At 63.5% G+C, this 23,001-nt stretch carries 22 protein-coding genes and 1 tRNA gene; 17 read left to right on the top strand and 6 right to left on the bottom strand.

Annotated features, from left to right (window positions below; all coding sequences use genetic code 11):
- Positions 1-40 precede the first annotated feature (40 nt).
- The gene (locus IVA92_RS11070; protein WP_247275712.1) at positions 41-907 is read left to right on the top strand and encodes an isocitrate lyase/PEP mutase family protein; all 867 of its coding nucleotides are present in this window, start codon (positions 41-43) and stop codon (positions 905-907) included.
- Entirely contained in the window at positions 904-1,203 is a 300-nt protein-coding gene (locus IVA92_RS11075) for an acylphosphatase (protein WP_247275713.1), read from the top strand. Before IVA92_RS11070 ends, IVA92_RS11075 begins: the two co-directional genes overlap by 4 nt.
- A 255-nt stretch (positions 1,204-1,458) precedes the next feature.
- Here IVA92_RS11075 and IVA92_RS11080 read toward each other — a convergent pair whose 3' ends face one another.
- Entirely contained in the window at positions 1,459-2,979 is a 1,521-nt protein-coding gene (locus IVA92_RS11080) for a PAS domain-containing sensor histidine kinase (protein ID WP_247275714.1), read from the bottom strand.
- Positions 2,980-3,136: 157 nt separating this feature from the next.
- Positions 3,137-3,991 carry a LysR substrate-binding domain-containing protein gene (locus IVA92_RS11085; protein WP_247275715.1) on the bottom strand — a complete coding sequence of 285 codons (855 nt, stop codon included), beginning with the start codon at positions 3,989-3,991 and terminating at the stop codon, positions 3,137-3,139.
- Positions 3,992-4,101: 110 nt separating this feature from the next.
- Here IVA92_RS11085 and IVA92_RS11090 point away from each other — a divergent pair, with 110 nt between their 5' ends.
- The gene (locus IVA92_RS11090) at positions 4,102-4,524 is read left to right on the top strand and encodes a 4-oxalocrotonate tautomerase family protein (protein ID WP_247275716.1); all 423 of its coding nucleotides are present in this window, start codon (positions 4,102-4,104) and stop codon (positions 4,522-4,524) included.
- Positions 4,525-4,581: 57 nt separating this feature from the next.
- Here IVA92_RS11090 and IVA92_RS11095 read toward each other — a convergent pair whose 3' ends face one another.
- Together IVA92_RS11095 and lipB are read right to left on the bottom strand one after the other, a co-directional pair.
- Positions 4,582-5,295: a DNA helicase gene (locus IVA92_RS11095; RefSeq protein ID WP_247275717.1), complete on the bottom strand. Its 714-nt coding sequence runs from the start codon at positions 5,293-5,295 to the stop codon at positions 4,582-4,584.
- Positions 5,296-5,466: 171 nt separating this feature from the next.
- Positions 5,467-6,216, bottom strand: coding sequence for a lipoyl(octanoyl) transferase LipB (gene lipB / locus IVA92_RS11100; protein ID WP_247275718.1), 750 nt, complete (start codon positions 6,214-6,216; stop codon positions 5,467-5,469).
- A 98-nt stretch (positions 6,217-6,314) separates the two neighbouring features.
- Between lipB and IVA92_RS11105 the strand changes: the two genes are divergently transcribed.
- From IVA92_RS11105 to IVA92_RS11135, 7 genes are all read left to right on the top strand, one after another.
- On the top strand, positions 6,315-6,557 hold the full coding sequence (locus IVA92_RS11105; protein ID WP_011088012.1) for a FliM/FliN family flagellar motor switch protein: 243 nt from the start codon (positions 6,315-6,317) through the stop codon (positions 6,555-6,557).
- Between the two features lie 179 nt (positions 6,558-6,736).
- Positions 6,737-6,821: transfer RNA gene (locus IVA92_RS11110), tRNA-Leu, on the top strand.
- Between the two features lie 266 nt (positions 6,822-7,087).
- Positions 7,088-7,735: a response regulator transcription factor gene (locus IVA92_RS11115; protein ID WP_247275719.1), complete on the top strand. Its 648-nt coding sequence runs from the start codon at positions 7,088-7,090 to the stop codon at positions 7,733-7,735.
- 164 nt (positions 7,736-7,899) lie between these two features.
- Positions 7,900-8,184: a circadian clock KaiB family protein gene (locus IVA92_RS11120; RefSeq protein ID WP_247275720.1), complete on the top strand. Its 285-nt coding sequence runs from the start codon at positions 7,900-7,902 to the stop codon at positions 8,182-8,184.
- A complete protein-coding gene (gene kaiC / locus IVA92_RS11125) occupies positions 8,181-9,671 on the top strand; it encodes a circadian clock protein KaiC (RefSeq protein WP_247275721.1) in 1,491 nt (496 codons plus the stop codon). Before IVA92_RS11120 ends, kaiC begins: the two co-directional genes overlap by 4 nt.
- 39 nt (positions 9,672-9,710) lie before the next feature.
- Entirely contained in the window at positions 9,711-11,591 is a 1,881-nt protein-coding gene (locus tag IVA92_RS11130; RefSeq protein WP_247275722.1) for a response regulator, read from the top strand.
- A 162-nt stretch (positions 11,592-11,753) separates the two neighbouring features.
- Positions 11,754-11,963, top strand: coding sequence for a hypothetical protein (locus IVA92_RS11135; RefSeq protein WP_247275783.1), 210 nt, complete (start codon positions 11,754-11,756; stop codon positions 11,961-11,963).
- Positions 11,964-12,105: 142 nt separating this feature from the next.
- On the opposite strand, the gene IVA92_RS11140 is transcribed toward IVA92_RS11135, so the two are convergent.
- The gene (locus IVA92_RS11140) at positions 12,106-13,668 is read right to left on the bottom strand and encodes a winged helix-turn-helix domain-containing protein (protein WP_247275723.1); all 1,563 of its coding nucleotides are present in this window, start codon (positions 13,666-13,668) and stop codon (positions 12,106-12,108) included.
- Positions 13,669-13,772: 104 nt separating this feature from the next.
- Here IVA92_RS11140 and IVA92_RS11145 point away from each other — a divergent pair, with 104 nt between their 5' ends.
- From IVA92_RS11145 to IVA92_RS11155, 3 genes are all read left to right on the top strand, one after another.
- Positions 13,773-14,987 (top strand): acyl-CoA dehydrogenase family protein, encoded by a 1,215-nt coding sequence (locus tag IVA92_RS11145; RefSeq protein WP_247275724.1) that lies wholly within the window; start codon positions 13,773-13,775, stop codon positions 14,985-14,987.
- A gap of 30 nt (positions 14,988-15,017) precedes the next feature.
- Complete coding sequence (locus IVA92_RS11150) at positions 15,018-15,920, top strand: GNAT family N-acetyltransferase (RefSeq protein WP_247275725.1); 903 nt, start codon at positions 15,018-15,020, stop codon at positions 15,918-15,920.
- Between the two features lie 155 nt (positions 15,921-16,075).
- Positions 16,076-16,684: an isochorismatase family cysteine hydrolase gene (locus IVA92_RS11155; RefSeq protein WP_247275726.1), complete on the top strand. Its 609-nt coding sequence runs from the start codon at positions 16,076-16,078 to the stop codon at positions 16,682-16,684.
- Between the two features lie 265 nt (positions 16,685-16,949).
- On the opposite strand, the gene IVA92_RS11160 is transcribed toward IVA92_RS11155, so the two are convergent.
- Positions 16,950-17,354, bottom strand: coding sequence for a response regulator (locus IVA92_RS11160; protein ID WP_247275727.1), 405 nt, complete (start codon positions 17,352-17,354; stop codon positions 16,950-16,952).
- A gap of 77 nt (positions 17,355-17,431) precedes the next feature.
- Here IVA92_RS11160 and IVA92_RS11165 point away from each other — a divergent pair, with 77 nt between their 5' ends.
- The 4 genes from IVA92_RS11165 (at position 17,432) to IVA92_RS11180 (ending at position 22,884) form a co-directional block, all read left to right on the top strand.
- Positions 17,432-18,439, top strand: a complete 1,008-nt coding sequence (locus tag IVA92_RS11165; RefSeq protein WP_247275728.1) for a chemotaxis protein CheB — start codon at positions 17,432-17,434, stop codon at positions 18,437-18,439.
- Positions 18,440-18,449: 10 nt separating this feature from the next.
- Positions 18,450-18,725, top strand: a complete 276-nt coding sequence (locus IVA92_RS11170) for a hypothetical protein (RefSeq protein WP_247275729.1) — start codon at positions 18,450-18,452, stop codon at positions 18,723-18,725.
- A 245-nt stretch (positions 18,726-18,970) separates the two neighbouring features.
- Positions 18,971-22,138: a CheR family methyltransferase gene (locus tag IVA92_RS11175; protein WP_247275784.1), complete on the top strand. Its 3,168-nt coding sequence runs from the start codon at positions 18,971-18,973 to the stop codon at positions 22,136-22,138.
- Positions 22,138-22,884, top strand: a complete 747-nt coding sequence (locus tag IVA92_RS11180) for a Crp/Fnr family transcriptional regulator (RefSeq protein WP_247275730.1) — start codon at positions 22,138-22,140, stop codon at positions 22,882-22,884. Before IVA92_RS11175 ends, IVA92_RS11180 begins: the two co-directional genes overlap by 1 nt.
- The last annotated feature ends 117 nt before the right edge of the window (positions 22,885-23,001 follow it).

The following is a 23,001-nucleotide window of genomic DNA, read 5'->3' on the forward strand; positions in this document are numbered from 1 at the left end:
CAGACGCTCCTCAGGATGAGGAATGGAGAGTGAGGCAACCATGGCCTTTCGTTCCCGCCGCGAGAAACTGCGATCGATCCTGTCGGGCTCGGCTTGCGTCCATCCCGGCTCGGTCTACGACGCTATCTCGATCCGCATTGCCGAGGACCTCGGTTTTCCGCTCGGCATGTTCGGCGGTTCGGTGGCCTCGCTCGCCGTGCTCGGCGATCCCGACGTCACGCTGATCACGCTGAGCGAGCTTGCCGAGCAGATGCGGCGGATGTCGCGCGCCTCCGCGCTTCCCGTCCTCGTCGATGCCGATCACGGCTATGGCAACGCGCTGAACGTGCGCCGTACGGTGCAGGAGCTGGAGACGGCGGGGGCTGCCGGCCTCACCATCGAGGACACGCTGCTGCCGGCGGCGTTCGGCGAGGCGAAGACGCAACTGATCCCGCTCGAGGAAGGCGTCGGCAAGATGAAGGCGGCGCTCGACGGCCGCAGCGATCCCTCGCTCGTCATCATGGGGCGCACGGGAGCTGCCTCGATCACGTCCATCGAAGATGCGATCCGGCGCGCCATGGCCTATGAAGCCACCGGCGTGGACGCGCTGTTCTTCACCGGCATCAGGTCGCACGCGGAACTCGCGGCCATCGCATCCGCCACGCACCTGCCGCTCGTGCTCGGCGGCGCGCCGGAGGAATTGAACGCTACCGACTATCTCGAGAGCCAACGCGTGCGCATCGCGCTGCAGGGCCATGCGCCGATCGCGGCTGCAACGCAGGCAGTGTACGAGACTCAGAAGGCATTGCGTGAGGGCACGGCACCGAAAGCGCTGAAGGGATTGCCCACATCGGAACTGACCAGCCGCGTCATGCGCGAGGCCGATGTGAAGGCGCGCAGCGCCGATTATCTTGGACCGAGAAAATGACGCGGGCGATCCTCCAGGTCGTGATCCGCGGCCGCGTCCAGGGCGTCGGCTACCGCGCCTGGGTCGAATCCCAGGCGGCTGCATGCGGTCTCGAAGGCTGGGTCCGCAACCGCCGTGACGGCAGCGTCGAAGCGCTGTTCGCGGGGACGCCCAAGCACGTCGCCGACATGGTCGCGCTGTGCCGCCACGGCCCGCCGTCCTCGCGCGTCGACAGCGTCACCAGCGAGACTGCGGGTGCCGAGGAGCTGAACCTGCGCCGGGCAGGGGAGGCGTTTTCGGTGTTACCGACGGCGTAGGTGTGCTCCCGCTCCCCGGTTGCGGCAAGCTATCGCATCTTGAGAGCGTTTCCCTGCGGCCATCCTTCGAGACGCCAGCTTAGGCGGGCTCCTCAAGGATGAGGATGGAATGCGCGGCAGCAGTTTCAACGAGCACCGAAGCCGATTAGCCTCATCCTGGAGAAGACTGCGCAGAGGGTCGTCTCGAAGGGACGAGGCGCGCAATCAGAACGCCGCCATGCGATTGCCCTGCCGCAAGCGGGGAGAGGTGAGCAATCACCGCGGCAGCTTGGCGATCGCCTCGCTGAGCTCGTGGATCTCGTAGGGCTTGCGCAGGATCGGGAAATCGCCGCGCACGCCGGCGGCGACCTCGCTATAGCCGGTGGCGAGCAGGATCGGCAGGCCGGGCCGGATCTGGCGCAGGTGCTGGGCGAGGCCGAGCCCGTCCATCTTGCCGGGCATGACGATGTCCGAGAATACGAAGTCGACGCCGTTCTTCTCGATCTCGAGCAGCGCAGCTTCGGCATCGGCGACCCTGCGCACGCTGTAGCCGAGCTGTTCCAGCAGGCCGACGCTGACGGAGGCGACGTCCGGATTGTCCTCGACCAGCAGCACCGTGCCGCTGCCGCGGAACGATGATGCTCCCGCCGGCTCGCGCGATGGCGCGTCGTCCGCGCGCGGCAGCAGGATGGTGAACGTGGTCCCCTTGCCAAGCTCGCTGGCGACCTTGATCGTGCCGCCCGCCTGGTGGGCAAAGCCGTGCACCTGGGAGAGGCCGAGTCCGGTGCCTTTTCCGATCGGCTTGGTCGTGAAGAACGGCTCGAAGATCTTGTCGAGGACGTCATCGGGAATGCCGAACCCGGTATCGCTGACGTCGATCGCGACGAAGTTGCCGGCGAGCGTGGGCTCATGGAGTACGACGTTGTGCGCACCGATCGTCACCGTGCCCCCGTCGGGCATCGCATCGCGGGCATTGATGACGAGGTTGAGCAGCGCGGTCTCGAGTTCGGAGACGTCGGTCTTGATCGGCCACACTTCGCCGCTGATGTCGAAGACCAGACGCACGGAGCTGCCGACGCCGGCATCGAGCACCTCGCGGATCGCCGCGATACGCTCGGCGAAATCGACCGCCTGCGGATTGACGCTCTGTCGCCGTGCGAAGGTGAGGAGCTGGTTGGTCAGCGCCGCGCCGCGCTTGGTGGCGGTCTCGATGGCCGAGATCGCGCGCTGAACCTTGGCCTCGTCGTCAGTGCCCCTCTTCAACATGTGGAGGCTGCCGCTGATGATCATCAGGAGATTGTTGAAATCGTGAGCCACCCCTCCGGTGAGCTGGCCGAGCGCATCGAACTTCTGGGATTCGGCGAGCTGCTTCTGCATCACCTCGAGCTTGAGCTGCGTATTGCGGCGTTCGGTGATGTCGCGCGTGATCTTGGCGAAGCCGACCAGCTCGCCGTCCTCATAGATCGGATCGATCACGACGCTGGCCCAGAAGAACGTGCCGTCCTTGCGGACACGCCAGCCTTCCTCCTCGTAGCGGCCCTTTTCCCGCGCGATGCCCAGCGCCCGCGCCGGTTTGCCGTTGGCGCGGTCGGTCTCGGTGTAGAAGCGCGAAAAATGTTGGCCGAGGATTTCCCCGGGCGAGTAGCCCTTTATGCGCTCGCCACCGATGTTCCAGCTCGTGATGATCCCGCTGGGGTCGAGCATGTAAAGGGCGTAGTCGGCAACGCCTTCAACCAACAGCCGGAAACTGCGTTCGCTCTCGAACAAGTCTCTCTGCTGACTAGACTTTTTAACCATTCCGGACCCCGCCTCGACGGGGGCAAACGCCCGAGGCGCCGGATGGTTCCCCCAATCTGGGACATTTTTAGGCAAACATCGGGGGGCGTATGCAAATCGGCCGCCGCTCACGAGACGCTGCGCAGCGCGTTCGAGGCCATCTTGTGAGCGTTCGGCCTCAAGCCGCCGTGCCGCTCCGGAACGTCGCCGTCACTGCACGCAGCGCCGTAAGCTTAGCGGGATCGCTAACCTTGGAATGCAGCATCACTTTCGAGCTGCCGAGTTTCGGCAATTTGTGTGCCGGCCCGATGTCGACCAGCCCGGGAGGCGCAATCCGCCGCGCCAATGGCGCGACCGCGAGGCCGGCAAGCGCGGCCGCGACGGCTGCCGTGACGCCACCGCCGACGAAGCGCTCGCGCCAGGCGATGCCGGCCTTGTCGAGTGCGCGGACGGCAACGGCGCGGACGCCGCAAGGTGGGGCGAGCGTCGCAAGCGGCAACGGCTCACCCTTCCGTAGCGTGAAGCGTCTTGCGGCGAACCAGCCGAACTCGTCCTCGGCCAATTTTTCGCCGCCGCGACGGCTGCCCTCCTGGCGCACGATCACCGCATCGAGCCGCCCCGCGTCATAGGCATCCTGCATCTCGCGCGAGAAGCCGATGGTGACGGCGAGGGTGAGATTCGTAGACATCGCGTGCAGGCGTTCGAGCAGTGGGACGAGTTCGGGCCCCGCCGCATGGTCGGAGATGCCGAGCGAGAGCGTCTGCGCGACTGAAGCCTCACCTGACAGCGCCCGGTCATGCGCCTCCATCAGCGCGCTGGCACGATCGCGGAACGCGGCGCCCTCGGCGGTGAGCCGGACCGCGCGCGGCGAGCGTTCGACGAGACGCTTTCCGAGCAGCGTCTCCAGCCGCTGCAGCTTCAGGCTGACGGCCGCCTGTGTTGTGCCGAGCGCCTCCGCGGCGCGGGTGAAGCTCTGGAGCTCGGCGACCAGCAGGAAGGCCTGGACGGTGGCGATGTCGAGGACGGCTGTCATCACAAGTCGTTATCATTGATATCATCAACGATAACATACCAAAATGGCGAAGGGAGATCTAGCTTCTCATCAACGCCGCGCGACCTGCGCGGCTCCGGAGGAGAACATCCATGCCCCTGATCACCGTGTCCTACACCACATCCCGCCAGTCGCCCTCGCTGAAGGCCGACATTGCGAACGCCGTGTCCAAGCTCACCGCAACGATCCTGCACAAGGACCCCAAGGTGACTGCCATCATCGTGAAATCGGTCGATGCAAGCGACTGGTTCGCCGGCGGCAAGTCGCTCGCCGAGCAGAAGCTTGCGAGCTACTGGATCGACATCCACGTCAGCGAAGGCACCAACACCAAGGACGAGAAGGCGGCCTATCTCGCTGCCATGTTCAGGCGCATGGCCGAGCTTTTGGGCCCGCTGCATCCCGAGACCTATCTGCACGTCGACGAGGTCAAGGGCGATGCCTATGGCTTCGGCGGCCTCACTCAGGAGCGCCGCTACATCGCCGGCAAGCTCGAGGTCCCGCTCAAGGCGGCGTGATGCCGGAGGTCGCGGGTGACGATCTCACCCGCGGCACGGACCGGACATGGAGGATGGTCAGCTCGCGAGCCGGAGCTGAACTTCGGAGTTGTTCAGAAAGCACATCTTGTCGAACAGCTTCAGGTCCAGCGGATTTGGCAGCCTGACATCGCCGAGATCGGGGCATGGCTTGACGGAGGGGTCGTAGGATCGATTGATCTGCGAAATGAAGACGACGACCAATCCCCTGTCGTGTGCGAACGATTTCAGTGCGCGCACCTGAACGGAGAGGTCCGGCTTGTCCCGCCTCTGATCGAGCAATTGCAGATAGTCTATCACCACGACCGTGCCGCAGGGAGCTGCGGCCATTTGCTTGACGACGTAGTCGGCGCTGATGGCGTCGGAGCAATCGATCTCGAACAGCCTGTCGAATTGTGCGGGGTCCACGCCGATCGCGCGGAGGCGGTCCAGAACCTCTTTCTCGGTATATTCGAGCGAGAAGAACGCAGCGCGATGGCCCGACCGCATTGCCTCCACCGCAAGCTCGAGGCTCATCAGGGTTTTGCCGTGACCAGGACGCGCGCCGACCAGCACCAGGTCGCCCGGCCGGAATTGCGAGAATAGCCTGCTGGCCGGCGTGACCGCCGCCGCCTTCGCCGCGAGCATGCTCCAGGCCGAAAACCCCTCAATCGTCGCGATGCGGTCAAGCGCCTCGTGAAGCGGAATGCCTCGCTCGCGGGACATGCGTTTCGCCTTGCGCTTCAGATGATAGATGGGCGCAGATAATTTCATCGCGAGAACCTCCCATTGCGAGCATGATCGCAACCCCTCCTTATGCCTGGCGCTCGAACAGTCGGTCGAAGATCAATTCGCCCGGTATGAAGTCTACTTTCCCGGCGGAGGGGGGGAGGTGTGGGCGACACCGAAACAAGCATAGCTGATTCCGCGAAGACCACGGAAGCGTCAGACCGCCGCTTCCGGCACCAGCGCGCGTGTCGGCCCGAACAATTGCTCGAACGCCTGGCGCAGCGCGATGTCGACATCGGCCATGGCCACGAGCTGGCCGAGATCGACCAGCGAGGTGACGCCATAGCGGGGATCGGCGACGCCGCAAGGGATGATGCCGGCGAAATGCGACAGCTCCGGCTCGACGTTGATCGCAATGCCATGGAATGACACCCAGCGTCTCAGCCGGACGCCGATCGCCGCGATCTTGTCCTCATGCTCTGGCCCCTTGTCCGGCCGCCTGACCCAGACCCCGACCCGGTCCTCGCGCCGCTCGCCGCGCACGTTGAAGGCCGCCAGCGTGCGTAGAATCAACTCCTCCAGGCTCGCCACATAGGCCCGGACGTCCGGCCGGCGGCGCTTGAGGTCAAGCATGACATAGGCCACCCGCTGGCCGGGGCCGTGATAGGTGAGCTGGCCGCCGCGTCCGGTCGCAAATGTCGGGAATCGTGGATCGAGCAGGTCGGATTCTTTGCCCGAAGTGCCGGAGGTGTAGAGCGGGGGATGTTCGAGCAGCCAGACCAGCTCGGCAGCCTCGCCCGCGGCGATCGCCGCGACTCGGGCCTCCATGGCGGCTACCGCGTCCGGATAGGGCACCGGAGCGTGCGAAATAAGCCACGTGACGGGCTCGCCGCCGGCGGCGGAAAACGACGCCAAATCGAGCCCGTGACGCGGGTTTTGGCGGGGGTTTTCAGGCGAATTAACCATTGGCTAACCATAACGTGGTGATCATGACCGGAGCAAATGCCAAGTTCTTTGGTTCAAAGTCCTTTGGTTCACAGTCCCAAGTTGCGGCGGTCCTGACAGTGCCCACTCTCGATAAAGTCACCGTGGATCTCATGGTCGTCCTCGGGACGACCACCATGCCGATCCATCAGGTATTACGTCTTTCCCGCGGCGCCATCATCGAACTGGACGCAACCGAGGCCGACGAGGTCAAGGTTTTGGCCAATAATTTGCCGGTCGCCTCCGGCGTCGTGCTGGTCGATCGCAACCGGATCGCGGTCGAGGTCAAGCAGATGCTGCCGCGCACGCCGGGGACGCGGTAGCGCCCCGGGGACGAGGTAAAGGCCTGGGCACGGGCTGAAGCCAGATCCCAAGGGAAGGGGCATGAACTTTCCTGCCTTGTGGAATTCGGGGCCTTTGCAGGCTTGTATCCCCCTGATGGATTTGTTAGATCGGCGGCCGCTGATCCGGCCAGCCTAAGACCTCAGGCCGGCATCTCCTAGCGCTCGTGGCGGAACTGGTAGACGCGCTGCCTTGAGGTGGCAGTGGGTAACACCGTGGGGGTTCGAGTCCCTCCGAGCGCACCACACCCACATATTCGGAGCGTCCGGAGCGGTCGCTTCGTCTGCGGACGGCTGGTCGAATATTCATCCCCTTTGTCCGGTCCACGAATTCAGGCCGGACGCCCCACCAAAAGCGCCATTCACGCGGGTCCGCGAGCGAACCCGCTCGCATCAGGCCACGTTAGCGCAGAATTACCAGTCATTTGGTACGAAGGAACTAGTTCCGGGGGCGGGCGTTATCCAGGCAAATCCAAGCAAGTCGAATTCCGCAACCAGAGGGGAGCCAGGCCATGGGCCGAATGGCGAGCGATGATGCGCGCGAAAACGAACCTTGGACCGCGATTTTGTCTGCTCTCGAGAACGGCGCCATCGTGGTCGATAGGAAGGGAAACCTCGTTTGGGTCGATGAGAAGACCCGAAGTCGGCTGGATGGAAGTCTCAAGAGCCTTGAGCTGCCCCTTCGGAGGCCGGCAGGTCAAAGCATCGATTGCTTCGTTTCGGTTCGAACGCTGACGCTGTCGGATGCGCCGACCGCCATCTGCATCATTCAGGAAACGGAAGAGGCAAACCAGGACACGATGTCGGCGATCGAGTCGGTCCTGGCAGATACAACGTCTTTTGCCCGAACCATTATCGAGAAGCTGAAGGGTGTCCGTATCGCTCAACCGAATCCTTCTGTGGCGGATATCGAACTGCTCACCGATCGCGAGCGGGAGATTCTTGGACTGATCTGTCAGGGCAAGAGCGACCTGCACATGAGCGAGCAGCTGCACCTGTCCCAGAACACGATCCGCAACCACGTTGCATCGCTCTATCGCAAGATCGGCGTCAATCGGCGAAGCGCGGCAATCCTTTGGGCGCGTGAGCGCGGGATCACCAACGAGGCTTTGGCGGAGGCAAGACGGCGGCGACCGCGTGCGGATCGAGCGGAACGTTAGCCGCTACTAGTCGCCTAGTATTTCTCTCTCTCTTGCGCTCCGGGGAACCATGTTGTTCCTTCGGAGCGCAGGCTTGTTGAGCGACCGAAGACCGCCGGAGGGGCGAGCAGTGGCAGCTTTGGTTCGGCATTGGCCCGACGATCAAAAAAGTAAGGCTATGTCCGGTGGCTGCTCCGCTCGTGCTACGACTCTACATTGCGGGTAACTCGGCGAGCTCCCGCCGCGCCCAGCAGAATCTTGAGCGCCTTCGCGCCTCGGTGAGCAGCAAAGGCTGGGACGTCGAGATCATCGACGTGCTCACGCGTCCTGATCTCGCCGACCGCGCCGGCATCATTGCCACGCCGACCCTTTCGTACGAGGACGGCCCTCGCTCCCGTCGCATCGTCGGAGACCTCAGCGATACCAAACGCATCCTTGAATTCATGGGAATCGAAGGAGATCACGCATGACCGCCCAGGATAGCGGCCAAGACGGCGACCAGGAGACCGAGATCTCCAGCGTACTGGAGCGGGTCAGGACCGGCGTCGATGCGTTCGATGAATTGGTGATGGGTGGGCTCCCGCGCGCCCGAACGACGGTCGTCGGCGGCACGCCTGGAAGCGGCAAGACGGTGTTCGCCACCCAGTTTCTCGCGCACGGCATCGAGACGTTCAACGAGAACGGCGTGCTGGTCACGTTCGAGGAGCCGCCCGCCGATATCGAGGCCAATATGAGCGGGTTCGGCTGGGAACTGGCAAAGTGGCGGAAGGCCGGTCGCCTCGCGTTCGTCGACGCGAGCCCACCGAGCACGGACGAACTGGTCATCGGCGACTTCGACCTGGAGGGGCTGCTGTCCCGAATCATGCATGCAGCCAGGAGCGTCAACGCCAAGCGCGTGGTGCTGGACTCACTCACTCAGCTTTTCGATCATTTCATCAGCGATCCCAAGATACTGAGGCGCGAGCTGTTTCGCATCAGCACGGCCTTGAAGAAGGCGGGCCTGACCGTGCTGATGACGGCGGAGCGAAACAGCGAATATGGAGAGATCACGCGGCATCGGCTCGAGGAATTCGTCGCCGACAATGTCGTCATCCTGCGTAATCTCCTCTACCGAGAGAAGCGCCGGCGGACGATCGAGGTGCTCAAGATGCGAGGCAGCCATCACGCGGAGGGCGAGGCGCCATTCACGCTGTTGACAGGACGCGGGGTCGTCGCCATTCCGCTGTCGTCTCTCCGGCTCGAGCAACAGTCCAGCACCGTGCGGGTCACCAGCGGAAATTCTGCAATCGACGAGATGTGCGGCGGAGGCTTCTTCCGAGACAGCGTGACGCTCGTGAGCGGAGCCACAGGCACCGGAAAGACGCTGCTGGTCACGAATTTTCTCGCAGGCGGCGTCGAGGCCGGGGAAAGAGCCATTCTGTTCGGATACGAGGAGAGCAAGGGCCAGCTCTTCCGAAATGCCACGGGCTGGGGCGCCGATTTCGCGCGGATGGAGGCGGAAGGAAAATTGAAGATCGTTTGCCTGTACCCCGAAGCCCAGGGGCTGCCCGATCACCTGTTGACGATCCAGGCGCTGGTTGACGAATTCAAGCCCAACCGAATTGCCGTCGACAGCCTTTCGGCCCTGGAGCGAATTGCCCCCGAGACCGGCTTCCGCGAGTTCCTGATCAGCCTGACATCCTTCATCAAGAAGCGGGAGATCGCCGGTTTGTGCACGGCGACCAGCAAGTCTCTGGTGGGCGGCGAAAGCGCAAGCGAGCAGCACATTTCCACCATGACCGACTCCATAATTCTGCTGCGATACATCCAGGAGCAGGAGATCATGCATCGCGGGCTGATGGTGTTGAAGATGCGCGGCAGCGAGCATGCCAAGGAGATCCGGCGTTTCACGATAGACGGCGCCGGCATGCATTTGGGTGAGCCGTTCAGTCGGGCTCCGAACGTATTCAGGGAATGAGCTCGCCGACGCATTTCACATGGCCGCTTCAGGTGAATCATGAGCATAGCGGGTCCGTCCACAAAGCCGGCGATCGATCAGTCCGAGGTCCGGTTTCTGATCGAAAAGAATGCCGACGGCATCATTGTCGTCGATGAATCCGGCGTCGTGCTGTTTGCCAATCCGGCCTCGGAAACGATCTTTGGCCGCCCGATCGGATCGTTGATCGGATCACCCATCGGCATTCCCTTTGTCGTGGACGATATGACCGAGATCTCGGTTCATCAGCCGGGCGCACGCGTCATCGATGCGGAAATCCGCACGGTTGAGACGACTTGGGATGGCCGGCCTGCGCGCCTTGCGAGCATTCGCGACATTTCGAGCCGCAGAGCCACCGAGGAGCGTCTGCGCCATGCCGCCAAGATGGAGGCAGTGGGTCGGCTGACCGCCGGCATCGCACACGATTTCAACAATCTGCTAACGGTCGTGCTCGGAAATCTGGAAAGCGCCATGCGCGTGACTGCAGGAGCCGACAGCCGGATTGCCAATGCGCTCGAAAATGCCGCGCGGGGTGCCCGGCAGGCCGCGCAGCTGACGGCGAAGCTGCTGAGTTTTGCCCGCCAGAAGCCGCTGGAGGCCCGACTCGTCGATCTCAAGGAGCTGATCTCGAGCTTGTCCGATCTGCTGCAACGGACGCTCGGAGAGACGATCGTCGTCAGAACGACGGTCGCAGAGGATCTTTGGCCGGTCGAAGTGGATCCGACGGAGCTGGAATCGGCGATTCTGAACTTGGCCGTGAACGCGCGAGACGCGATGCCGGAGGGCGGAAGTATCGCAATTGAAGTGACGAATATCGATCGAAAGCTCGCCGATGAAACCCGCGAGGATGAAGGGCGGCTAGGCCCTCACGTCCTCATCGCCGTGACCGATTCAGGCTGTGGAATGACTCCTGACGTGCTCAGTCGCGTGTTCGAGCCTTTCTTCACGACAAAGCCGGATGGAAGAGGAACGGGGCTGGGCCTCAGTCAGGTCTACGGCTTTGTGAGGCAGAGTGGGGGCCACATCACGTTGTCAAGCAAGCCAAATGGCGGAACAAGGATCGAGATCCTGCTTCCGAAGGCGGCGGCGCAATCCGACGCTCTGCCGCCGCCGCAAGCCTCAAAGCAAGACAGCCCGTTTGTCCTCCACTCCCGAGAGGGCGAAACCATCCTTGTCGTTGAAGACAACGAGGATGTGCGGGCTTTCACGAGCAACAGCCTCCGCGAGTTCGGATATGTGGTGATCGAAGCGAGCGACGCGCATTCGGCGCTGAAGATACTCGAGCGCGGCGCAAGGGTCGACCTTCTGTTCACGGATCTTGGCCTTCCCGGCCAGCTCACCGGCAAGGACCTCGCCGAGTGTGCTCGTGCGCATCGCCCCGGGTTGAAGGTTCTCATCACCACCGGCTACGCCGGTGACGTCCTCATTCGCGAAGGCCGCCTCGAGGCCGGCACCAGACTGCTCAGCAAACCGTTCTCCTCGGCGGAGCTTGGTGGCAGGGTGCGCGAACTCTTGAACCAGGGAAACGCCCCCACGCGGCGCGTCCTTGTCGTCGAAGACGAATTCCTCTTGAGCCTGCTGCTCACGGACATGCTCTCGGAGAGGGGCTTCGTCACCGAGGCCGCGACAAGCTTCGAGGAGGCAGTCCTGAAGGCGAGAAGCACGCACCACGAGCTGGCGGCCGCCGTGGTCGATCTCGGGCTTCCCGACCGACCCGGAGATGGACTGGTTGAGGAGCTTCGGGCCCTGCGGTCAGACCTGCCCATCGTCCTGACAACTGGCTACGCCGATGACGAGATTCGGCAACGCTTCGCGCCTGCGGCGCGACTTGAAATTCTGACCAAGCCCTTCGACGTGGATCAGCTGATCGCCGCGCTTGAGCGAATGGAGGTTCACTCGTAGATGCTGAATGTGCAGCTGAACTCCGTGAGCAATTCCCTGTATTTCATGCCGGTTTTATGGGATTTCGTAATTGGAACCAGGCTTCCCTCGGGCCGTTAAAGGCCCATCTTGCCGGACGCTCCTGCACTTCGGCCGGCAATATTCGCAGCGAGGAGAGTGGCGATGGCAAGTGCGGCAGATCGTGATCCCCGACACCATACACAGAAGATGCAGAAGGCTCTCCGCGATATCCGGAGCCATTTGCGCGAGGACATCGAGAAGGTCGACGAACCGCAGTTGAAGGCGATGTTCGAAACGTCCGCCGAGGTTTTGGGCGGCCTCGAGAAGGCTTTCAAAGACTACGAACAAAAGAACGAGAAGGCATGGCGCTGATCACAGCACGGTGCGGCCCCATTCACGGCAGGGCTATCGCATATGAAGGAAGCGTGGCGGATAGCTCGCCGCGGTCTCGTTTGGCGGCCGAACTTCATGGCCTTGCTCGGCGCGAGCGTCGCAACAGGAGCGCCGCGTGCTGTCAGCTGGTGAGGCCCGCTTTGCGCAAACCATCGAGAAAGTGCTCGCGGTCGGCGGGATCGCGATAGCGGTCGGCTCGGGCCCGGGCCAAGTCGAGTGTCTTCGCGGGTGCGGCCTCGCCACGCGCGTTAAGTTCTCGACGCCGCTCGCTGACGAATGCCTCTGCTTCGGATCGGGCCTCGTTGAGCCGTCCGATCTGCGCATAGCAGGCCGCGAGGAGAGCGTGTGACCACCTATCGAGCGATCGCGCCTCCATCAACGCATTGACCGCCTGCGTATACTCGCGGCCCGAATAGAGGGCGAGCGCGTGATACCAATGGTACAGGTTGGGCGGAAAGGGATTCAGCCGTTTGGCTGACCCGATCCATAGGAGCGCCTCGCGCCAGCGTCCCCAGTAGACCAGAATGTTGGCGAAGACGGCGACGACGTCGGCATCGTTTGGATTGAGTGCGAGAGCTCGACTGAAATGGATTTCGGCCTTGGCGTCTTCATTCAGCAGGAACAATAGCTGTGCGAAGACGCCATGAGTCCAGGCGTCGCCGCCGTCGATGTCGAGCGCGGTCTCGATCTCGCGAAGCGCCTCGTCCAAAGTCGCGATGGTCGGCGATTCGAGAAACGCGTCGCAGACCATGGTCCAGGCGATGTTGACGTGGGCGCGGGCATATTGCGGGTCGAGCGCGACGGCGTTCCGGAAATACTCCCTGGCTTCGGCCATGCCCTTCACGGTCAGCTGACGCCACCGCTCGTTCCCCAGTAGAACCAGATCGTAGGCGGTCACGCTGGCGGTCGGCTTGCGTCGGGCGATCTCGCGGCCGGCGTCCTCAAGCCGGCCCGGCAGAGCCGCGACGATGGCCCTGACGATCTCGTCCTGGAGCGCGAAGATGACATCGAGCTCACGGTCGTAGCGCTCGGTCCAGAGATTATAGCCGCTCGTGGCGTCGAGCAGTTGAACGGTCGCCCGCACCCGGCTGCCGATCTTGCGCACGCTGCCCTCAGCGACATACCTGACGCCAAGCTCGCGGCCGACGCGCTTGATCTCGGGAGGCTTTTCCTTGTAGGCGAAGCTGGAGTGGCGGGCGACGACGAACAGCGACCTGAACCGCGATAGTTCGGCGATGATGTCGCCTGTGATGCCGTCGGAAAAGTAATCCTGCCGGGGGTCGCCGCTCAGATTCGAGAACGGAAGCACTGCAAGTGACAGCCTATCGGACCCTGCAGGCGCCGATGAGGCAGGCTGGCCGGCTCCAAAGTCGATGGCGACCGGCGGCCCGACATAACGGTAGCCGCGGCGCGGCAGCGTCTCGATCCAAGCCGCGCCCCTGTCGCCGTCGGCAAATATTCGCCGCAGGGCGGCGATCTGAACCGTCAGATTGCTCTCCTCGATCGCAAGCCCCGGCCACGCCGCCTGCATCAATGCGTCCTTGGAAACCGGTGTTCCGGCCCGTTCGATCAGGAGCCGCAGCAGCACCACGGCGCGCCGACCGAGCGCGACCGGTTCGGCCTCGCGAAACAGCATCTCGGCCTCTGCATCGAGCCGGTAGGGACCAAATTCGTGGGTGGTCATCGCCTGGAGACTACATTTTTCGCGACTTTTTCGGAACTGATTTAGGACCTCCGGGAAGCGCGGGATCATGCTGCGGCGGCGCTGCCAATTTGGAGGTTTGCCCAATGCGCGACCATTGCGATGTGCTCGAGGCGGACGACCTGCTGCCTCGCCCTGATCCGGACGTGATTGCCGGCACCCCGGAGCCGGCTCGCCACCTGCTCGAGACCATCCAGGGACTTGCCCCGCTGATCGCTGCGCAGCGCAGCAAGTTCGACGATGCGCGGCGCTTGCCCGACGCGGTGTTCGCGGCACTCGCTGACGCCGGTCTATTCCGCCTGTGGCTGCCGCGTGCGCTCGGTGGACCCGAGTTGTCTCCCTTCGCGTTCATGCGCGTTGTCGAGCCCGCCTCGGCGCTCGATGGTTCAGTCGGCTGGCTGGTCGGCAACGGCGGCGGCATGAGCCGGCTCGGCGGCTATCTCGGCGAGGCCGTTGCACGCGAGTGGTTTGCCGACCCGCGCGCCTTCGTCGTCAGCGCGACTGGCGTAGTCGGCATGGCAACGGCGGTTGCAGGGGGATACCGCCTCTGGGGACGCTGGCCGTTCGGCAGCGGCGCGGATCATGCGACCCGTTTCATGGTGCTGGCTAGCATCAAGCCTGAGGACCCGGCGTCGCCACTTCTCTGCTGCTATCTCGATCGGGCAGACGTGACCATCCACGACAACTGGCATGTGTCCGGACTGCGCGGCACCGGAAGTTGCGATTTCGAAGCGCGCGATGTGTTCGTGCCGGCCGCTCACGTCCATCCGTTTTTCGCGCCGCGACCGACCCAGCCCGGACTGCTCTATCGCATGCCGCCATTATCGGTATTCGCGTGGAGCATCTGCGGCGTGCCGCTCGGCATAGCGTCCGGCGCCATGACCTCGTTCGCGGAGCTCGCCTGCCGGAAAAGCAACGTTGGCAGCCGGGTCCTGCTGCGCGATCGTGAGACAGTCCAGGCAACGCTGGGTCGGGCGAGAGCAACGCTTCGCGCCGCCCGCGCCTTCCTGAGTCATGCCATGACGGACCTGATGGCCGCTACCGCTACGGGCGGCAAGCGACTGGTGGAGGCGCGGGCGGACATTCGGATCGCCAACGCACACGCGGCAGAGACTGCGATGTCCATTACCGATGAGCTGGCCACCAGTGTGGGCGCGGCCGCCATCTTCGAGACCTGCGTCCTGGAGCGCGCCGTCCGCGACGTGCGCGCCGTCGCGACGCATATCGCGATGAGTCCGAACAACTACATCATCGCCGGCCGGCTGGCGCTTGGGCTCGATTCCGGCACCGCGAGATTTTGAACGTCACCTGATCACCAGCGGAGTTGCCCGATGTCTGTGATTTACCGGCTGGCGCGCGCCCAGGATCTGGAAGTCGCCGATGCTCTCGTCGTGTCCAGCATCAACGATCTCACGCAACGGCATGGCTTTGGGCCGATGGCCGCTTCTTCTCCTCCCCGGTTTCAGTTGTATTCCATGCAGGACGACCCCGACGGTCTGTGGGTGGCGGAGGAGGGCGAGCGGATTCTCGGCTTCGCCTGGAGCTGGGTCTGCGGTGACATGTGGTTTCTGGCCCAGCTCTTCGTGTCTCCCGATCAGCAGGGACGCAGCATCGGCCACGAACTGATCAAGCGGACCCTGGAGCACGCCGAGACATCGGCCGCCTCCAACCGGGTGCTCATTACCTTCAGCTTCAACACGGTCTCGCAAGGTCTCTATATCCGCCATGGATTGCTGCCGCGATTTCCCATCTACAGCGTCGGCGTATCGCGAGAGCATCTGATGGGTCGTCTGCACGGTGCGCGGTTTCAATTCACGCCGCTCGATGATGCGGCTTCGACGCTGCGTCGCCTGGTTCAGGCGGACGAGCGGGTGCTTGGCGTGTCCCGCGAAAAGCATCATCGCTATCTCATGAGCGACCGCGCGACGAGAGGGGTCAATCTCTACGACGGCAGCGACTGGGCGGGCTACGCTTACGTGGACGCCGGCGGACACATCGGACCGCTCGCGGTCCTGCAGGCGAATGCCGTCGCTCCCGCGTTCAGGACGGCGCTGCATTTGGCGCTTGAGAGTGGCTCGTCGCGGATATCGGCCTTCCTGCCCGGCGCAAGCGGGCCGGCTCTCAACACCGCGATCGAGCACGGAATGCGGATCAAGTGTCCGATGTTGCTGATGTCCTCGCGTGAGTTCGGAGACTGGGCCCAGTATCTGCCGCGCAACCCGGGCTTCATGTGACCGGACGGGAAGCGCAAGCGGGCCCAAGGTCAGCTCAAGGGCAGCCCAAGGGCAGTTCCCAGGAACCAAAGCCTTTGCGTTCGCATTGCCGTCGCTGAACTCGGCGGGGAATGCCAGCTGACGGCGTGCGGCCGAGCGCCTGACGGTGGAGAACGATGAGGGATAGTAGCTCGGAGATTGCCGAGATCAGGGATGCCGTTCACCTCTGCATCGACATGCAGAACATCTTTGCGCCGAGCGGGCTCTGGGCGACGCCCTGGATGGAGCGGGTGCTGCCGACGATCGCCTCAATCGTTTCCCGCCATCCGACCAGAACGATCTTCACGCGCTTCATCACGCCGCAGGATCCGGAAGACCGTCCCGGCCAATGGCAGAGCTATTTCCATCGCTGGCGCCAGGCCACTCGCAGGTATCTTCCGCCATCCGGTCTCGAACTCGTGCCGGCCCTGAGCGAGTTCGTTCCTCCGGCCGTCATTATCGATAAGCCGGCCTATTCCGCATTCAGCAATCCCGGACTCGCGAGTCTGCTGATCGAAAAGAATGTCGGTGCGGTCGTGGTCACGGGCGCAGAGACCGACGTCTGCGTGCTGTCGACGGTGTTGAGCGCCGTCGACCTCGGCTTCAGGGTCGTCATCGTCGAGGACGCGCTGTGCAGTTCGTCCGACGTCGGGCACGATGCGCTCATGACGATGTACCGCACCCGCTTTCACGGCCAGGTCGACCTCGTGACCGCGGAGGAACTGGAGGAGTTCTGGCGGGAGTAGATGGCCGATGAAGCGCGGCGCCCGATTCACATAACCTAGTGCGCGGGTCCCCCAAGGTGGTCAAAGTGTGCGGGCTGGAAAGGGGGCTGCGATGGCGATGGACCGCATCGAACAGGCTTTTATCGCCACTGCAATCACGGGCTTTCTCGTGATGATGGCGGCCATCGTTTGGATGATGATGGAGTGACCGCGCGAGGTTTCCTGTCTTGCGCGCCGCGCTGCCCTATGTCACCCCTGGCTCGCTGTCGCGCATCTGTTCTGATCGTCAACCGCGCGGATCGGCGATGAGTGCGGCCAGCTTCCGCGCCATCGCGCCGAGATCGATTGGCTTTTCCGGAAGCGGCACGTCCTCGAATTCCGGACCGACGGTGATCTTGTCATAGCCTGTGGTGAACACGAACGGGATGTTGCGCGCCTTCAGTTCGCGCGCAATCGGAAAAATCATCTCGCTGCGGATGTTCACGTCCAGCACCGCGCCATGCAGGATGCTGCCGTCGTGCAGGATTTTGACGGCATCCTCGAAATGACCGGCCGGACCCGCAATCTCCGCGCCCAGCGCGCGAAACGTGTTGCCGATGTCATCGGCGAGAAAATACTCGTCCTCAACAACGAAAATGCGACGCCCGGCGAGCGGCCCGCGCTGATGCGACGGGTTGGGCGATGTTGCCATGGTGCCTCAAGCCTCCGCTTCCAGCCCCTTGGAACATACAAGGGGGACCCGCCTTGGTAAAAAACGATGCGACCCAAATGGCTAACCGCGACATCATCGTCATCGGGGGCTCGGCGGGAGCGACCCAGCCCCTGAAGCAGATCCTCGGCCGCTTGCCGCCCGATCTGCCGGCAGCCGTCTTCATCGTCCTGCACATCCCGGCGCAAGGGATCGGCATTCTCTCGACCGTCGCCAGCAGCGTCGCCGCCCTGCCAGTCCGGCAGGCGGAAAGCGGCATGAAGATCGAGCCTAGCCGGATCTATCTGGCTGCACCTGACCACCATCTCCTGCTGGCGGAGGATCACGTGTTGCTCGGGCGCGGCCCGCGCGAGAACATGGTCCGGCCGGCGATCGACCCCTTGTTCCGCTCAACAGCCCTCTATCACGGGCCGCGCGTGATCGGAGTGCTCTTGAGCGGCCTGTTGTCGGACGGGGCGGCTGGCCTCAATGCCATCAAGCGCTGCGGCGGGATGACCGTAGTCCAAGACCCCTCCGACGCCATTGCCGACGAGATGCCGCAACGCGCGATGGAGGCGACCACTGTTGATGTCTGTGTTCCCAGCGCCGGTATGGGCGACGTTCTCTCCGAACTCGTCAGAGAGCAGGCCGGAGCCATTCTGCCGATCCCGCCCGAGATCAGGCTTGAGGTGGAGATCGCAGCCGGCGACCGGATCGGCAGTGACAAGCTTGTCTCGATGGCCGATCCCGTCGCGCTGACCTGTCCGGCGTGCGGGGGCGTGCTGTCCGAGGTCAAGGAATCGCGCCCGATACGTTTCCGCTGTCAGGTCGGTCATGCTTTCGGTGCCGATGTCCTTGCCAAGGAGCAGGAAGGGCGGGTCGACGAAGCCCTGCGTGTTGCTTTGCGCATCATCGAGGAACGCGCGGAACTGGTGCAGCGCATGGCCGCGGATGGGCGTCGCAGTGGCCGGTCCGCCGTTGCCGAGATGTATGAGGCGAGGGCAGCCGAATATCGCGAATATGCCGACATGATCAGGCGCGTCGTGCTAAGGTCGCTGGATGCTCCGTTGCGCAAGCGGGAAGGTTGAGGGCGCTGTCATGGCCATCTCCGTTACCGAATGCTCCGAGCAACTCGATTCCGAGCGCCGCCATCTAACCAAGGCCAATGAGGACATCGAAGAGGGCTCGAAACGTATCCGTGACCAGGAGGATCGGGTTCGAGAGCTCATGGCTGGTGGCCATGACGCGGGTGAGGCCGAGCGGCTCGTCGCCCTTCTCAAACAGACGCTGACCGAGTGGGAGCGCCACCGCGTCCTGATCGAGGAGCGTGTCGCCTATCTCCAGCACGAGATTGATCCTGCGCTGCCGAGATAAGGCTGACGTTGGACGCTCAATTCCACACGATCTCAACCCCGGACGGTCGCGCTGCCGGCCCGAGCTGCGCAGCCTCTATTTTTCCGCGGGTTCAAAATGGGAAGGTCGGCATGCGGGCTGAGCCGCCCTCGGGCCACTATTGGCTCTAAGCATTTCTGCCTTCCATCTATTGGGATAACATCCATTTCTGCTATGTGCTTGGGGGGAGCGGTTCGCCCCGCCAGCCAATGAAAGCTAGCAAGGACATGCACGAAGTCGGCGACCAGCCGGTCGAAAGAGAGCGCCAGATCAGGTCCCCGCTGATCGTGGGGGTGGGTGCCTCGCCGACTGCCCTGGACAGTATCGAGCGCTTCTTTGCCAAGCTCACCGTTGAGCCTGATCAGGCTGTCGTACTGGCGCTTCAGCATCATGAGGCGTTGGACGAGCCGCGGCTGCGCGAAATCCTGCAAAATGCGAGCGCTGCCGTGGTCTCCGGCATCGGCGACGGCCAAACCATCGAGGGCGGTACGATCTATCTTTGTCCACCGGCGATGATCACCACGATCCATGGCGGCCGTTTTGCGATCCGCGAGGCCGAGCAGGCGCCCGGTGAGCGGGCCACGATCGACAGCTTCCTGGTGTCGCTGGCGGAAGAACGCGCCGAGCAATCGATCGGTGTCATACTGGCCGGCACCGGCGGCAACGGCACGCTCGGCGCAGCGACGCTGAAGGATCATGGCGGTCTTGCCATCGCCGAAAAAGTCGCGAGCGAGGAGCTGGATCATCTCGAGGACGCCAACACGCCAGCGGCCATCGCGGACTACGTGCTGCCGCCGCAAGACATTCCGGAGCACATCCGGGTTTATGCCCGCCATCTGCGACGGTTGGACGAGAAGCAGGGGTTTGATGAGGTGCTGGCCGCGGCCGCGGCCTCGCTATCACGCATCGCCGACATTCTGCGCAACAAGACCGGAAACGATTTCCACGGCTACAAGCAGAACACCTTCTTGCGCCGCGTGCAGCGGCGCATGCAGGTGGTCCAGATCGACGAAATCGCCGCCTATGTCGATTTCCTGCGCAACGATAAGGACGAAGTCCAGCACCTCTTCAACGACCTTCTGATCGGCGTCACCGAATTCTTCCGGGACAAGCGCGAATTTGAGGTCCTGGAGACCCAAATCGTCCCGAAGATATTCGAAGGCAAGGGCGCGGGGCAGCAGGTGCGCGTCTGGGTGCTCGGTTGCGCAACTGGCGAAGAAGCTTATTCCATCGCCATCCTTCTCCGCGAGCAGATGGCGCGGATGGATTCCCCGCCGCAGGTGCAGATCTTCGCGACCGACATCGATGGCCGGGCGCTCGCAACGGCGCGCGTCGGCCGCTATCGCACCAATATCGAGGCCGATATGAGCAGCGAGCGCCTGGCGCGCTGGTTCGTCCGGGAGGGCGACACCTATTGCGTGGTGAAGGAACTGCGCGAGATGTGCATCTTCTCCCAGCACAACGTCATCAAGGATGCGCCGTTCTCCAAGCTCGACCTGGTCTCCTGCCGCAACCTGCTCATCTATCTCAATGCCGAGTTGCAGAGCCGGGTGATCCCGCTGTTCCACTTCGCGCTGCTCCCCGATCGCTTCCTGTTTCTTGGCAATTCCGAGAACGTGACGCGGCATCCAAAATTGTTCGCGCCGGTGGACCGCCGCGCCCGCATCTTCAAGCGGCTCGAGACAGGAACGCGGCTGCCGCCGGAGTTTCCGATCACGACCGTGGCGGGAAGGGTCCCCGTCGAGCTGCCGCCGGTGCGTTCGTTCGGCCCCGACGTCGGCCTCGAGCGCCGCGCACAGCGCATCGCGGAGCGCTATGCGCCCGCTTACGTTATCACTGACGACAATTTTCAGGTCCTGCACTTCTCCGGGCGCACCGGCCGCTACATCGAGCCGACGGCGGGCGCCGCCACGCTCGACCTGCTCCAGCTCGTACACCGCGATCTGCGCCTGGAAGTACGCACAGCGCTGGGCCGCGCGGCAGAGACTAACGAGCCGGCCCATGCCGAGCAGGTGCAACTCGGGGTGCATGGCCATCGTATCCTCGTTGACGTCACGGTCGAGCCCATCCAGGACGGCGCCGGTGGCCATCGCAGCTTCGTCGTGCTGTTCAAGGATGGTCCACTCCGCACGATCGAGGCCGGCCAGGCCAATCCAAATGCGCTGGTCAGGACCGAGCATGTCGAGCGGCTCGAAAACGAGCTGCGTGCCACGCGCGAGCGCCTCCAGGCCACCATCGAGGAGCTCGAAAGTACGAACGAGGAGCTGAAGTCCTCCAACGAGGAGTACCAGTCGCTCAACGAAGAGCTGCAATCGGCCAATGAGGAGCTCGAAACCTCGCGTGAGGAATTGCAGTCGGTCAACGAGGAGCTGACCACCGTCAACGGCGAGCTGGCTCATCGCGTTCAGGAATTGACCCGCGCCACCAGCGACCTCAAGAATTTCCTCGAAAGCACGCAGATCGCAACCGTATTTCTCGACAATGATTTGCGGGTGATGACCTTCACGCCCGCGATTACGCAGGTTTTGCATCTGGTCGAAACCGACACAGGTCGTCCCATCAGTCATATTAAGGCGCGCGTCCCGATCGAGGAGCTCTATGACGACGTCCGCCGCGTGCTGCGCACGCTGGCCAGCGCGGAGCGCGAGCTGAGCGCGCCCGACAACGGTACGCGCTACATTGCGCGCGTCCTGCCCTACCGCAGCATCGACAATTTCATCGCCGGTGTCGTCATCACCTTCATCGACGTCACCGCCATCACCCGCGCCGAGGAGCGGCAACGCCTGCTGCTGGCCGAGCTCCAGCACCGCGTCCGCAACACGCTGGGCGTCGTGCGCTCGATCGCTCGTCGCACGGCCGACACAAGCCAGAGCGTCGAGGAGTTTGCTTCCCATCTCGATGGCCGGCTGAGCGCATTCGCCCGCACCCAGGCAATGGTGACCCGCGATCCCGAAAGCGGTGTCGATCTCGAATACCTCGCCGTCGAGGAGCTGCTGGCCTATAATGCCCGGGAAGGCGAGCAGGTGCGTTTGACCGGTCCGAAGGTGCGTTTGCAGTCCAAAGCCGCGGAAACCTTTGCGCTGGCTCTTCACGAACTCGCGACCAACGCGCTGAAATACGGCGCCCTGAGCCAGCCGACCGGGCGCATCGAGATCTCATGGCGAATCGAGGAGAGCACCGAGCCGGCAGTGATGATGTTCCAATGGCGGGAACGGGGCGGGCCGGTGGTCGCACCGCCGCCGCGCAAAGGTTTCGGCACCGAGCTCCTGGAGCGCACACTTGCGTTTGACTTCAAGGGGCAGACCACGATGGCATTCGATCCTGCCGGCCTGCAATGCACGATCACGGTCCCCCTGAGCAGACGCACTTTCCATACGCCGGCGGTGGCTGACTGATGCCGCTTTCAACATCCGACCGCAGCCTCGCTGAACCGGTCATTCGCCGATTGAACGTGCTCAGGCCGATGTCGGCTGAGGCGCGGCAATCACTCGAATACGCGTTGCTTGAGGCATTGCAGCGCACCAGATCGGGCGAGGACCTGATCTCCGAGGGCGATGCCGTCGATAGCGTCCGTCTCGTGCTGTCGGGCTGGCTCTGCCGCTACAAAACCCTTGAGGATGGCCGGCGCCAGATCGTCAACTTCATTTTTCCGGGCGAGAGCTGCGACGCGCACGCATTCCTGATGCCGGCCATCGACCATTCCATCGCGACGATGACGCCCGTCGTATACGCCGAGATCAAGCGTGCACACTTCGAGAGCCTGGTGGCCAACCACCGCTCGCTCGCCGAAGCGTTCCTGTGCGAGACCCTCGTCAACGCCGCGATTCAGCGCGAATGGGCCATCAATCTCGGCCGTCGCGTCGCCCTGGAGCGCGTCGCGCATCTGTTCTGCGAGATCATCGAGCGGCTTCGTCCCGTCGGCATGGTCGACGGCAATTCTTGTGTCATGCCGATCACGCAGACGGACCTTGCGGACGCCACCGGGCTCTCGGTGGTCCATCTCAATCGCACGCTCCAGGAGCTGCGCGCCTCCGGCCTCATCGTGCTGCGCGAGCGCACGCTGACCATCAACGATCTCGGCGCGCTCAAGAACGCTGCCCTGTTCTCGCCGAGCTATCTGCAGCTCTATCGGCGCGGCTGAAATTTCGGATGAGGCCGGCGAGCCGCTGAGCCAGTTCCAGAGTCGTTTCTCTGCCGAGGGCCAGCTTGGGCCGTGTGCTACCGTTGGATTCGCTGCGATCTATCTCACTATGAAGTG

It is taken from the genome of Bradyrhizobium sp. 154 (genome assembly GCF_023073875.1).
Lineage (GTDB): Bacteria > Pseudomonadota > Alphaproteobacteria > Rhizobiales > Xanthobacteraceae > Bradyrhizobium.